Source organism: Chryseobacterium sp. CFS2 (assembly GCF_036543225.1).
GTDB lineage: Bacteria > Bacteroidota > Bacteroidia > Flavobacteriales > Weeksellaceae > Chryseobacterium > Chryseobacterium culicis_A.
In genome coordinates this window covers 491,346-506,188 of sequence record NZ_JAZHQU010000001.1, presented here as the reverse complement: position 1 = coordinate 506,188, position 14,843 = coordinate 491,346, and the positions used below count along the sequence as shown (strand labels likewise).

The 14,843-nt window shown below is 35.2% G+C and carries 8 protein-coding genes; 5 read left to right on the top strand and 3 right to left on the bottom strand.

Annotation, left to right across the window (positions count from 1 at the left end):
* Positions 1–62: 62 nt before the first annotated feature.
* The 3 genes from ODR02_RS02265 (at position 63) to ODR02_RS02255 (ending at position 8,512) form a co-directional block, all read left to right on the top strand.
* Positions 63–3,497, top strand: coding sequence for a hypothetical protein (locus tag ODR02_RS02265; protein WP_309511491.1), 3,435 nt, complete (start codon positions 63–65; stop codon positions 3,495–3,497).
* A 5-nt stretch (positions 3,498–3,502) separates the two neighbouring features.
* Positions 3,503–7,048, top strand: a complete 3,546-nt coding sequence (locus ODR02_RS02260) for a DUF6443 domain-containing protein (RefSeq protein ID WP_309511490.1) — start codon at positions 3,503–3,505, stop codon at positions 7,046–7,048.
* A gap of 1,008 nt (positions 7,049–8,056) precedes the next feature.
* Positions 8,057–8,512, top strand: a complete 456-nt coding sequence (locus ODR02_RS02255; RefSeq protein ID WP_309511489.1) for a hypothetical protein — start codon at positions 8,057–8,059, stop codon at positions 8,510–8,512.
* A 453-nt stretch (positions 8,513–8,965) separates the two neighbouring features.
* On the opposite strand, the gene ODR02_RS02250 is transcribed toward ODR02_RS02255, so the two are convergent.
* Positions 8,966–9,310 carry a MerR family transcriptional regulator gene (locus ODR02_RS02250; protein WP_105683719.1) on the bottom strand — a complete coding sequence of 115 codons (345 nt, stop codon included), beginning with the start codon at positions 9,308–9,310 and terminating at the stop codon, positions 8,966–8,968.
* A gap of 211 nt (positions 9,311–9,521) precedes the next feature.
* On the opposite strand from ODR02_RS02250, the gene ODR02_RS02245 reads away from it, so the two are divergent.
* The gene (locus ODR02_RS02245) at positions 9,522–10,403 is read left to right on the top strand and encodes an AraC family transcriptional regulator (RefSeq protein ID WP_309511488.1); all 882 of its coding nucleotides are present in this window, start codon (positions 9,522–9,524) and stop codon (positions 10,401–10,403) included.
* 232 nt (positions 10,404–10,635) lie between these two features.
* Here the strand turns inward: ODR02_RS02245 and ccoG are convergent, their stop codons facing one another.
* Entirely contained in the window at positions 10,636–12,078 is a 1,443-nt protein-coding gene (ccoG, locus tag ODR02_RS02240) for a cytochrome c oxidase accessory protein CcoG (RefSeq protein ID WP_309511487.1), read from the bottom strand.
* Between the two features lie 254 nt (positions 12,079–12,332).
* On the opposite strand from ccoG, the gene ODR02_RS02235 reads away from it, so the two are divergent.
* The gene (locus ODR02_RS02235) at positions 12,333–13,226 is read left to right on the top strand and encodes an SMP-30/gluconolactonase/LRE family protein (protein WP_309511486.1); all 894 of its coding nucleotides are present in this window, start codon (positions 12,333–12,335) and stop codon (positions 13,224–13,226) included.
* A 227-nt stretch (positions 13,227–13,453) separates the two neighbouring features.
* Here ODR02_RS02235 and ODR02_RS02230 read toward each other — a convergent pair whose 3' ends face one another.
* Positions 13,454–14,761 (bottom strand): DEAD/DEAH box helicase, encoded by a 1,308-nt coding sequence (locus tag ODR02_RS02230; RefSeq protein WP_309511485.1) that lies wholly within the window; start codon positions 14,759–14,761, stop codon positions 13,454–13,456.
* Positions 14,762–14,843 lie beyond the last annotated feature (82 nt).

Below are 14,843 nucleotides of genomic sequence, written 5' to 3'. Positions count from 1 at the left end.
TGAAAAGATATCAAATTATTTGTCTTTTGCTATTTTGCAATTGGTTGTATTCACAGAATCAAATGAAAGATTCTTATTTAGGATTTACTCCAAAAACCCCAGATATAAGTTCACTAGGAAAGTATATTGACAAACCAATATCTTTATCTAATGGGTCAGTGAATGTTTCAGTTCCTATCTATACACTACCTATTAATAGCAATTTATCCATTCCTGTTAGCTTACAATATAATACCCAGGGCATAAAAGTAAGTGAAGTAGCAAGTTCTATAGGACAGGGATGGAACTTATCTTCAATAGGAACTATTTCCAGAAACACTAGAGGCAAAAGAGATAACTATAATGATTCTCCATTTTACCTGCAATCTATTGCAAGTGCTAAAAACAGTCTGATGAATAATTCAACAGGTGTATACACTGATGTCTGGCTGGATCAAAATGCTGAAAATGTTGATTTGGAACCAGATGAATTTAATGTCTCATTATTTAATATGAATTTTAAATTCTTTTATGACTTCTCATCCAATAAATTTGTGTCAACCCCTTTAAATAATATCAAGATCATTCCAACTTTAAATAATTATGGAAATATCGTTGACTTTAAAATTATTGATGGGGTAGGTAACACCTATTTTTTTGGAAAATCAGATGACAATGACAATAGATTTGAAGTTATAGAGGAGGTCTCAAGCGTAAGCATTAGCAATGATAATGCATTTTCAAGTGGTACAGATCCGCAATTTGGTACATGGTTACTGGTAAAAATTACTACAAATGATAACAAGACGATAAGATTTTATTATGATAATAATACTATTTCAGTTACTGATTTAGCGAAACAAGATGTATACCTTACCTCTCAATATAAATATTTTGCCAATAATTTTGATTTTTTTAACGGAAAATATGATGTGGTTTCCTGGGCAAGTGGTAATCCTGTAGTGATTGGTAATAAATATCCTATATCATCTGAAATTGCTAAAACTAAAGATGGGAATGTATATAATGTTTACAGTTCACCCGGAATTGCAGATAAGCTTATAAGCCGAATTGTTTATGAAAATACTGAGATTGAATTTATTAAATCTACAACAGCACGAAAAGACTTCAATGCTTATTCCTTGGATAAAATAAAAATTAAAAACAATAACAATGTAATTAAAACCTATCAACTTAATCAGGGATATTTCAATTCAGAGTTCCCAACTCCAATGAATGATTTTTCAAGAAGTAATAATTATATTTTTACACCCAACTTTGACAGAGCTATTCCAAGGTTAAAATTAAACGGGGTATATGAATATGATAAAAACAACCAGATCATCAGTAAGCATAATTTCGAGTATTTCCCAGGTCAATTACCAAGTCGCCTTAGTTTTGCACAGGATTTCTTTGGCTATTATAATGGACATATTGAAAATATTGAGCTGATCCCTAACATTAATTTTAAGTATGCCAATGGTGTAAAATCAGCAGGTACAGCAAACAGAGCTGTAAGAGAGGATTATTCAAAAATAGGAATGCTTAAAAAAATTATCTATCCTACAGGCGGATCTACCGAATTTGATTACGAAAATCACACCTATCAGGCGATCAATGATATTAATGAAGTGGTCATCGGAAATCTATTTTCAATGGAGACAAAATATGTATTTTTTGCCAGCGAACAGGCAGCAGACCCTGATACAGGTGAGCAGCTTCCTCCTGAAATGAATTATGAGATGAACTGGGAATTTGAAGAAGACACTTCTGTTGATTTAAATACTCAAATTGAGCAGGTTTTTGATGAAAATAATGGAGCTAATAATTCATACAATATTATCATATACAGAAAAGTAAATGGAAATTGGCAAATATTTACTTTAATGAGCCATACCATTGATAAAACAGCAATGTTTCCCAAAGGAGAATATCTTTTGACTGCCCATCGAGATGTTCTAACGGTAAATGAAGGAGGTATGTTTGATAGTGCAGGAGGTTTTACATTAATGATGTCTTTTCTAGGTCCTGTAAAAAACAATCAACAGCCTAACACTAACCCGGAAGCTATACAGAACGCAGGAGGATTAAGAATAAAATCCATTATCCAGAAAGAAAATAATGTAGAGCTTTTGCGAACTGAATATTCCTATAATGAAACGGTTGGTGGAAAAGTATATTCCACAGGAATATTACATGGTTATCCATTATTAGTAACAGAAAATTTTTATGAAGGAATCAATAAGTTTTACGGCGTTATTGATTATCCGTTTAGAAACTCCTCCGGGAGTAATATAGTTTATGGACAGGTTACTGAAACATCTGTTGATAATGTGAATAATAAAAAAATAAAGAAAGAGTACTTTTTTGAGAATAATGCTCCTTTGGAAGCCACCGATATGGCTACTATAGAACACAGAACAAGAACACCTTATATGGGATGGAAATTTGGGAATCTTAAAAAAACACTGTATTATAAACAAAATGACAATGGAAGTTATGCATTAATTCAGAAGGATACTATTATTTATGACCGAAAGAATTTGGTTTTAAATGAAAATTTTGGAGTAAGAATTGAACCTAGAAACAGGATCTTATTGTCAACATTTGGGGGACAGAGTCCAGATGATTACATTTACAAGACCGATTATAAATATGAATATTATCCGCTATTCTCAGATTTTAGTTTTGAGAGAAAGAAACAGATCACAGAGCTATTTAATGATCAGGCACTGATTACCTCAATAGATAACACCTATTCCAACCCCCATTATCAGTTATCAAATAAAAAAACAACCTTTCCGGATAATTCTTCGAGCGATATAAGTTACACTTATGCATCTGAAAAAGGAAATCAATTGATGATTTCAAAAAATATGGTTGAAATTCCTTTAGAGACTATAAGTAGTAAAACAATGGGTACTACAAGCAAGATACTGGTAAAATCAGAAACAATTTATCCTATAAATCAATCTGAGGCCAATACAAAAACATCAGGATTGGTTTTACCTATTTCTGTGCTATCTTACGAAATTCAAAATCTGTCTACAGCAACCAGCGAAGTGAACTTTGACAAATATGATTCCAAAGGCAGCCTTCAGCAGTATACTGCAAAAAATGGGATCTCAACAGTAATTGTCTGGGGTTACAATCAAACTCAGCCTATTGCTAAAATAGACGGCGCGAAATTAACAGATATCCAGCAGTCCTTAATTGATGCTATTGTTGCGGCTTCCAACACAGATGCTGCGGCGGGAGCTAATAATGATGAAACCACATTTTTATCTGCATTGAACACCTTCAGAATGAACGCTTCATTATCCGGTTATCAGGTGACCACCTATACTTATGACCCTTTAGTAGGAGTAAGAAGTATTACGCCGCCATCCGGAATCAGTGAGTTTTATACTTATGATAGTGCTAATCGATTGAAAGAAATCCGTCAGCAGGAAAAAGACATCAGTGGAAATACGATCTATAAAACGGTAAAAGAATTCAAATACAACTATAAAAACTAAAACCGATGAAAAAGATATTAATTCCCATAGGAATACTCATCATAGGAACTGCCCAGGCGCAGCTTACCAGTACCGAAAATTATGTGTACTCAAAGACCTATTTGTCAGATCCTACGCTTGCGAATGTTAAAAGCTCAGAAACTGTTCAGTATTTTGACGGGCTGGGAAGACCCAAACAAATTGTCAATGTCAAAGCCTCTCCATTAGGAAAAGATGTTGTAACCCCTATTGTATATGATGGTTTCGGGAGACAGGTTCTGGACTATCTGCCCGTGCCTCAGGGAGGAACGCTCAGTGGCGGAATTGTTGCCAATCCATTAGCTAATGTAAGCAGTACACCATATAGTACGGAGAAAATCTATTCAGAGAAAATTCTGGAAAAATCACCATTAGATCGTGTTTTAGGACAAAAGCAGGTGGGGAATGCATGGGATAACAAACCTGTACAATTTGGATATCAGGCTAATGTCACTGGAGAAGTTAAAAAATATACGGCTACTTTTAACTATGCCAATTTTGAATCCAAATTACTTGTATCAGGCTCCTATGGAACAGGAGAGTTATATAAAAATACAGTTACCGATGAAGACGGAAATCAAACTATTGAATTTAAAAATGGACAGGGACAGATTATATTGGTAAGAAAAGTCATCAATACTACAGAAAGTGCTGATACCTACTATATTTATAATGATTATAACCAGTTGGCTTTTGTCATCCCTCCCAAAGCGGCTTTAGAATCAGATCCCAATACGGTGCTTAACGATTTATGCTACCAGTATAAATATGACAGCAGAAATCGTCTGGTAGAAAAGAAGCTGCCTGGAAAAGGCTGGGAATATATGGTGTACAATAAAGCAGATCAGCTTATTCTGACCCAGGATACAGTTCTTAAAGGAAAAGGACAATGGCTCTTTACCAAATATGATCAGTTGGGAAGAACCATTTACACCGGAATTACAAATAATAGTGCCAGTAGGGCTTCAATACAAAACAGTGCCAATGTCAATACTGTTTTATATGAAACCAGAACGGCTGCGGTGGGATTTACCTTAAACGGCATGGCGGTATACTATACGAAGCTTTCCACCCCTTCCAATGTTAGCCAGGTATTAAGTGTTAATTATTATGACAGCTATCCTGCCTATAGTTTCAATCCTGCATTTCCTTCAACTATTCAGGGAGCACCCGTACTGACTGCAAGTGCTACGACTGATGGAAGGAGCACCAAAGGATTTCCTGTGATGAGTTTTGTAAAGAATATTGAAGATGATAACTGGACAAAAAACTACACTTATTATGATCAAAAGGGAAGAGTTATTGGAAACCATTCTATCAATCATTTAGGAGGATATACCAGAACAGAATCTGAGCTGGATTTTACAGGAACACCCAAGAAAACAATTACGCTTCATAAGAGATTAGCCAATGAGCCGGGAGTTACTATAACGGAACGCTTTGAATACGATAATCAGAACAGATTACTGGTTCATAAGCATCAGGTAGATGATAAACCAGAACAGATTCTTACAGAAAATAGTTATAATGAACTGGCTCAGCTTACCAACAAAAAAGTAGGGAATAATCTGCAAAGTATTGATTATACCTATAATATAAGAGGTTGGATGACGGATATTAATAAAGCACAAATGTCAGTTCCTGATTTAGGTGGAAAATTATTTTCCTATAAAATCAAATACAATGAAATGACGGGGATAGAAAATCCCGATTCGGCTTTATTTTCTGGTAAAAACGTAAAGCCAAAGTACAACGGTAATATTGCAGAAGTTGACTGGAGAGCTGTAGAATCTATAGGAGCCAATCCTCCTATAGAACCGAAAAGATATGGTTATGCCTATGATGCCTTGAACAGATTGACAGCAGGATATTATCAAAACCCTGTGAATCGTTATAGTAAAGAGCATACAGAATCCTTGGCCTATGATCTGAATGGAAATATTACAAACCTTTACAGAACCTCTGCGGTAGAAGGAAATAATACAGCTGCTACCGTTATCGATGAGCTGGAATATATTTATGGATCCAATAACAAAACCAATCAGGTATCTGTGATTAAAGACCACAAGAATAACCCTTCAGGATATGAAGGTGGAGGAGGAACAATTCAGTATGACAGTAATGGAAATATGTGGCAGATGCCTGATAAAAATATCACTAAAATTACATACAACCATCTGAATCTTCCCAATAAAATAGAGTATGGGACTTTGGGGCTTTCTGGACTACATAATTACCTGTACAGAGCAGATGGAGTTAAGATTCAGAAAAAACTTCCCAAAAGTGAATGTGGTATCATCAACTGTTATACGGTAACTGATATTACAGACTATCTGGATGGTTTTCAATATTATCATAATGAATCCGATAATAATGGAGGTGGCAGTGGTGGCCTTGAAGAACTCAGCATGATCTCCGAAAAATTAAAATATGCCTATGAACAGCAGGCTTATAGCAGTGAAAGTGGAATTGCGATGGCACAGGCCGCTCCATTGGGAATAACTACTGTTAAGACTCCCCAACTCATGTTCTTTCCTACAGCAGAAGGATTTTATGATTACGGGAAAGATCAGTATATTTACCAATATAAAGATCATCTGGGAAATACAAGGATAAGTTTTGCAAGAAACAGTGCAGGCGCTCTTGAAATCACAGATGCTAATGATTATTACCCTTTTGGGATGAATCATCTGAAAACCGGAAATGCATTCTTTGGATCGGGAAGTTATAAGAATTACAAGTACCAAGGACAAGAGTTACAAGAGACAGGTTTTTACTCATTTAAGTGGAGAAATTATATGCCAGACTTGGGAAGGTTTTTTAATATAGATCCTTTGAGTGAAAAATATGCTTATCAATCTCATTATAATTTTTCTGAAAATCGTGTTGTTGATGCGAGAGAGCTGGAGGGACTAGAAGCTGTAGATTTTAGGAAGAATGATGGTTATAAAAATTTAGTTGTTGTTGTACAGGGATGGTCGGGAGATACGAAGAAAGGATATACCCAATCTCAGAATGTAGGAGGTAGCAATAATCCTGATTTTAAAGGAAAAGGAAACCTTGATCTTACTGGTATTGGAGGATTAGTTGGTTTAGCTAATTCTAATACTCGAGTTGTTGTTTTTGATTCATCACAGAATGAAAATACAAAAAATGACCTCAAATCAACTATCTCAAATTTTAATAATGTGCATTCAGACGGTGTGGTTGCTGCTGTTGGGCATAGTTTAGGAGGTGATAATCTGGTAGAATCAGTAAATGAAAATAAAAATTTAAAAGTTGATTTAATGTTGACTTTAGATATAATGGATAGTTATTCAGATACAAAGATACCGTCTAACGTATCGAAAGCGGTTAATTACTACCAGACAAAAAATATATACGGAGGAGAGAAAATAGAACCTACAAGCGATAATAAGACTACTAAAATAGTAAATGTTCTTGCCCCTACATCAGATCATAAAAGCATAGATAATGATTTAAGCACAAAAGTTAGAGATGTTGTAAAAAGAGAATTAATACCTAATCAATAATGAAAACAGTTACAAAAATAATTTTAATTATTTCAATAATTTATACCGTACTTTTATTATATTTTCAATATGATTATTTTTTAGAATTTACCCCTTTGGTGATAGTTCTATTAGCAATTAACTTTTATATGATTTATAAATACAATAATAAGTTGCTGAACTTTATTTTAAATGGTTTATTGTTTGTCTTTCTAATATTTTGCTTCTCCTTTGGGGTAGCATTAAGGCAGGACTGGTAGACATAAGCTTTATAAAACAACAAAGCCACTCAAACGAGTGGCTTTGTTGTTTTATAAAATACTTTGCAATTTAGTTTGTTTGAGAAAAGCAGCAAGGAGAGTGAAGACATGTTGTCTATCATTCTCTTTTAGTTTTTGTATATCTAAAATTTTAGAGACAATATTTTTATCCAGTAGAATATCCGTAGATCCTACGAGATAATCTAGAGACACTTCCAGGCCTTCTGCCAGCTACGTGGTCATCTCAATAGATGGTTTTACCCTCGCTGCGCATTCTATGACACGAAGCAAATAAAAAATGTTAAAATTTAAGCTGCAAATTTATAAGTATTAATATAAGGAGTTTGTCTTTCTATCACGGCGAATACCCTGCTTATAAGTTTGCATCTAATATTGTTTAAAATAAGCATAGGGTTTTTACCCTCTTGTTTCTTTTTGTAATAGTATTCTTTTATTTGACTGTCATATTTAATAGCTGTCAATGCACACATCTGTAGTAAAGATTTCACCCCGCTGGCGCGAGTGTCTTGCTCGTGTCCAAAGTAAAATAAATAACAACCCTTGCAGAATGCACGGGTTTGTTTATACTATAAGTTTTTACTACTTTTAAACTTTGGGTAATAACCAGCTTTGCTCCAATACGTAGAATCCTAATCTGTAATTGAATTCTCCAAATAGTTTTATATAAACTTAATGATTTTTCAGTGAGACCTCATACGAACGACGGGGCAAATGCAACAGAAATTCAGAAAAAACAAAAGTAACTGATATGATCATTTTTAAAAAATATTATATTTATATTATTGTAATTATAATAGGAGCCATTTTTTTCTATGACTATTTATTCTTACAAAAGTTTAAAAATTCATATAAAAAAGAAGGTTTGTATACTACTGGTACGATACAAGAAGTTAAAGGGTATGGCAGAGGAACAGGATTTAAATTTATTTATACCTTTAATTTGAATGGTAAAAGCTATAAATCAAATTGTGATGTAGGAAAATTATCATATTCAGTTGCTGAAAAGAAAGTCAATAAAAAGTATTTAGTACTATACTTGAATAGTGATGTTCACAATAATAGATTATACGCTAATATTCCTCTTGTAGATAGTACTTTAAAAACTAATGCTGAATTAAAAAACTGGATTGAAAGAAATCCCCTGATTAAACAAAAACTGGATTCGATTCCTGGTGCAGGTTTCTTTTGGGAGAATTACTTTTGAAAAAAGCCCCTCGCTGGCGCGAGAGCGAGCATCTCGCTCATGTCCACAAGCAGTGGTTTTGTTGTAGAAAAGCCCTTGTACTGCTGTGAACCACTTATAAACACCCTCCAGCTCCTTAGATAAGTCCCTTTCACCACTTTAACAAGCCTCTCCACCCACTTCATCAAGGGGCTCTAGCCAGTTCAGAAGTCGCTCCAGCCTCTTAGTCAACTGTCTATAGCCCGTTCCATAAGCCCCTATACCCTTTATCAAAGGGGTTAGAGACCGTTATGCAACTCCCTTCAGCCCCTTATGCAACTGGGTATACCCCCTTACCCAAGGGGGTAGAGGGGGTTAGGTAAGGGGGGTATAGTACGTTGTGAAAATAGCTGGTGACCGTATTTCCTGATAGATTGTAAATAAAACCTCCGCTGCAATTCATTGCAGCGGAGGTTATTGTATGTTCAAAGAAATTTATTCACCATCCCTTTCTCCCAAAGATTCTTTCAGCTTAATCAATTCGGCTTTTACGAATTCCAGGCGGTCAATCAGGGTGATGGTTTCGGAAATTTTACTGTTTGTGGTTAAGGCGATACGGGCTCCGTCCAGGGTATATCCTTTTTCTTTTACCAGATGGTAGATCATCTGAAGGTTTTTAATATCTTCAGGAGTGAAATATCGGTTTCCCTTTCTGTTTTTTTTAGGCTTGATAATAGGGAATTCCTGTTCCCAGTAACGTATTAATGAAGTGTTTACATCAAATGCTTTCGCAACTTCTCCTATAGAATAATACAGTTTATCAGGTAAATTTATTTTCATTTTACGACTCCTAAACCTCAAAGATAAAAATTTTTTAAAGTTTCATCCAAAATATATTGTAAAAAGTACAGTCAGACTTTGTTTCAAAGAAAATTTATAAGAGTGAAATTGCTATAAAATAGCAGGTATTTGTGTTAACAGATAGGAAGAGTCATCATATACCAGTTCTTTTTTATCTAAATTTGTGATTTCTTATGATACCTATATAATAATGAATCCGATCTCCGTTCTTCATATCGATCTTTTCCAGGCGGGTAAAAATACTTCAGATTTTTATTTTAACACGATGAAGAATCATTTGGTGGTGGGACATCGCCATATTGAAAAACCACACAGACATGATTTTTATGCTGCGGTTCTTTTTACCAAAGGATCAGGAGTACATGAAATTGATTTTCAGAAATATGAAGTTTCTGAGGGCAGCTTTTTCTTTCTTTCACCGGGGCAGATTCACAGCTGGGAACTTTCGGAGGATATTGATGGCTATATTTTCTTTTGTTCTCAGGAGTTTTACGAAATGCATTATGTAAATCAGAAGCTCAGAAATTTTCCCTTTTTCGGATCTGTATCTTTTCCAAGAAAACTTCAATTGGATGCTTTGGAATTGAAGAAAAACAGCAGCTTATTTCAGGAACTGGGAAAAGAACATCAGGCTAAAAATATAATGAAAGAAGGTCTTATTTTGTCATTGATGTCCCAGATTTTTATTAATGCCACCCGATTATTTTCAAGAGACTTTGATACCATGGATTCCGCTGCCGGGCTTTCCTATTTTAAACACTATCAGGATTTTGAAAATTTGATTGAACAGCATTTTGCAGAGCATAAATCAATTACTTATTATTCTTCCTTAATGGGTATTTCATCTAAACATTTAAACAGGATTGTACAGGCTGTTGTTCAAAAAACAGCCACGGATGTGATTACAGAAAGGGTAGTACTGGAGGCTAAAAGAATGTTGATGTACCTGGACGAAAGTCTGGTGGAGATAGCTTTTCGATTAGGATACGAAGAATATTCCTACTTTGTAAGAGTATTCCGGAAAAGCTCCGGAATGACTCCTACTCAGTTCATGAGGAAATATAAGGCTTAATGAGTTTAAAGTTCAAGGTTTAAAGTTCAAGGTTCAAGGTTTAAAGTTTAATGTTGCTGGTTGTTTTTGTTGCGAGTTGGGGGGTACTCGTTTTGTTTAGACTATTATTATCTTGTTTATGACTTCCCATCCAAATTCACGATTCACTTGTGAAGCAAAACTCACCATTGATATCTGTTGAGTAGTATCTCTAATCCCTAATCCCTGCAACCTAACACCTATCACCTGCCACCTATAAAGCTAATTTAAATGGTCCTTCAAACGTTGTTTCAAACGAATCTATCAGTTTCCCTTTTTCATCAAAAACTCCGATGACCATATTTTGTTTTGAGAACTTAATTTCTTCTTCAGGGAAGGAAATGTTGATGTTTCCTTTCAGGATCTGATCTCCTTTCAAAATGATTTTTTCAGAACCGAAGTAAGTGATTTCTGCATGGTTGGGAGTGATAACTTTGATGGTAAGCGTCTTTTTCTCATTTGATTTATTCAGAAGAGTATAAATAAAAGTATTGGTGATTTTACCATTTTTAATGAAAAACGTAGAACCTGCCGGCTTAATGAATTTGGCTTCCATAGAACCACGGTCGTACATTAAAAATCCAAGGAATCCGATAAGCAGCGCTAAAATAACGGTGGTGGCTTTCATTCTTGGAGTGAATCGGAATTTATCCTGATTTTCAATCTCAGCTTCCGTGGCATAGCGTACCAATCCTTTAGGCAGACCTACCTTTTCCATCACTTCATCACAGGCATCAATACATGCTGTACAGTTCACACATTCCAACTGCTGTCCGTTTCTGATATCAATCCCTGTAGGACATACCACAACACATTGGTTACAGTCTATACAGTCTCCTTTTCCTGCTGCTTTCCTGTCTTCGTTATTTCTCCATTTTGCGCGGCCTTCACCTCTTTTAAAGTCATAATATACATTGATGGTCTGTTTGTCAATCAATACGCCTTGCAGTCTTCCGTAAGGACAAACCAGGGTACAAACCTGTTCACGAAGCCATGCAAAAACAAAATAGAATGTCATCGTAAAAAAGATCATTGTAATAAACTTTAATGGATGTTCTGAAGGTCCATCCAGCATAATCTGGAAAACCTGTTCATAGCCTACAATATACATGAACATGAAAGTAGAGCAGAGTAGGGAAATAAAAAGAAATACGGACCATTTCGTCACTCTTTTTCGGATTTTTTCAGCATCCCATTCCTGTCTGTCAAGCTTCATCTGTTTATTTCGGTCACCTTCAATCCAGTATTCGATTTTACGGAAAACCATTTCCATAAAAAGAGTCTGGGGACACAGCCACCCACAAAATATTCTTCCGAAAACAACAGTAAACAACATCACAAAAATCACTGAAGTTACCGCTCCCAAAGCAAGAATAAAAAAGTCCTGCAGGTAGAAAGGCTGTCCAAGGATAAAAAACTTTCTGTCGATGACGTTAATGAGAAGAAAAGGATTATTGTTAATCTTTACAAATGGCAACCCGAAAAATAAAGCAAGAAGAAGATAGCTGGTGTAATTCCTGTAATTGGTATATTTTCCTTTGGGCTTTCTGGGAAAAATCCACTTTCTTTTTCCGGATTCATCCATAGTTCCCACTGAATTTCTGAAATCTTCATTTTCAATTTCCAAAGACTTGATATTGTTGGACTCTGCGCTCATTGTTGTATGCTATAAAGTATTTTGGTACAATTTTCATCCTGATCGACCTTATTTTCCATTGATTATTTCCCTGAAAAAAGTGATCGATTCTCTTACTGCAAAGCTCTGGAATATATCTTTTTGTTACTAATATGATCTACTTCCAAAATAGGACAATTGAGACATTTTGTATTTGTGATTTTTATTGTATCAAAGTGAGAAAATATTTTGAAACCTTTTGCTCATATCGTAAATTGCAGTCTTAAAAATGAAGTATGAAGAATATCTTTAAAATAAGTATGATTGGTTTGGTTTTCGCATTGGTAAACTGCCAATCAGTAAATTATAGTAAAATGTTTTATGAAGGAGTACAGCCGGAAATGGTTTCCGATAAGTTCAGTTTCACCGAAGGACCATCAGCAGATAAAGAGGGAAATGTTTACTTTACCGATCAGCCTAATGATAAGATCTATTATTGGGACTGGAAAAGCAATCAGGTGATAGAATTCTTAGATAAAACAGGAAGAGCAAACGGAACCCACTTTGACAAAGACGGGTATTTGATTACCTGTTCTGATGATCAGGGGGAAATCTGGAAAATTTCAAAAGATAAAAAAGTAGAGGTGCTGCTTAAAGGGTTTGAAGGAAAAAGACTGAACGGCCCCAATGATGTCTGGAATGATGAATTGGGAGGAATGTACTTTACAGATCCTTTGTACGAAAGAGACTATTGGATTGGGTTTAAACAGGAAATTCAGCATAAAAGCCTTTATTACAGAGATAAAACAGGAAAAGTTACTAAGCTGGATACTTTCACACAACCCAACGGAATTGTAGGAAGTGAAAAATTAAAGAAATTGTATATTTCTGATATTGACGCCGGTAAAACGTATGTGTATGATATACTTGGTGAAGGGAAATTGTCTGAGAAAAAACTGTTCTGTGAAATGGGATCAGACGGGATGGAGCTGGATAAACACGGGAATCTTTATCTGACAGGAGATGGCGTTCATGTTTTCAGCCGTTTAGGAAAGAAGATTTATCATATTTCTATCCCTGAAAAATGGACATCCAATGTCACTTTCGGTGGTAAAAATAATAACATACTCTTCATTACTGCCTCAAAATCTGTATATACTTTTCCGACAAGGGTGAGAGGAATAAAATAAGGTTGTGATATCTTTATAATAAAAGAGCTCTGAAATTTCAGAGCTCTTTTTATGTTTGTTTAAACCACCCCGTCAAAAATTCTCTGAATTTTTGCCACCCCTCCGGAGGAGGGGAATTCTCACACGGGTAATTACTTTATCTTTGAAAATTGAAAATTTTCACAAGCTTATGTGAACTTTATATGCACAAAGTATCAACTTAAAAAAGCTTTTGTGACTTTTGTGGTTTAATAAGCAACTTCCATTTTCACTTTCTTTCCTTTCAGTTTTTCATTCTGAAGTTTTCTTAAAAGAGCATTTACTTTATTTCTGGAAACAGCAACATAAGAAGTCGTATCTTTTACTTCAATAATTCCCACATCTTCTTTCTGCAGTTCTCCTTTCTTGAGTAAATACCCTACAATATCCACTTTATTCACCTTATCCTTTTTCCCTGCACTGATGTAAACGGTCTGGAAAGGTGTTTTTTGCGGAACTTTAGTAAATCCGGCAACACTTTCTTCGGGAGTATTACTTTTAATGAATGGGAAATTTTCCTCCTCAGTCATAATCAGATATACAAAACCTTTGGCGTTCATTCTTGCTGTACGTCCATTTCTGTGGATGAAGGCATCTTCTTTTGGCGGAAGTTGATAATGAACGATAGATTCTACTTCAGGAATATCAAGTCCGCGGGCAGCCAGATCTGTGGTAATAAGAATCCTTGCAGAATCATTTCTGAATTTTAGCAAAGCACGTTCTCTTTCATCCTGTTCCATACCACCATGAAAGGTCTCCCTGTCAATTCCCATCTGGTGAAGAAGCTCAGAGATACGGTCTACAGCATCACGGTGATTACAGAAAATTAAAGTTCTCTTATTTCCGATTTTACAAACCAGATTAAAAAGGGTATCCAGTTTTTCCTCAGAAATAGTCATTACCTTTCTCAGCTGAAGATCTGGTTTTATATCATTTTCTTTAAGGAAACTGATTACTTTTTCATCTTTTAATCCCGTAAAGGCCGGAATTTCATCCATGGAGGTGGCGGAAGTTAAAATTCTTTGAGAAAGTCCTTGTAAAGAATGGGAAATAAATTCCATATCATCATGGAAACCCAGTTCCAGAGCTTTGTCGAATTCATCAAGAACTAAGGTTTTAATTGTTTTCGGATCAAAGTTATTATTCCTTAAGTGGTAAACAACTCTTCCGGGAGTTCCAATCAATACAGCAGGAGCTTCAATTAAATTATTAACCTCGATTTTTTTATCATGCCCTCCATAGCAGACAGAAACTTTAAAATCTGTTCCCATCGATTTAAAAACCTGTTCAATCTGCAAAGCAAGTTCTCTGGCAGGAACCAATATCAATGCCTGAACTCCCTGAACATTTTTTTTCAGATTCCTCAAAACAGGAAATAAAAAGGCAAGCGTTTTCCCGGATCCTGTAGGAGAGAGTAAAACAATGTCTGTATTGTTTTCGGACGCTTTATAAGTAGATTTCTGCATCTGATTCATATCCTGAATCTGCAGTTTTTGATAGATCGGCTGTAATTCCATGCTGCAAAGGTAATGAATTTAAGCGGGGGATATGTGGGAGAGTTTGAGGATTTGAGAGTTCTGGAGTGGTTATATTTTATAG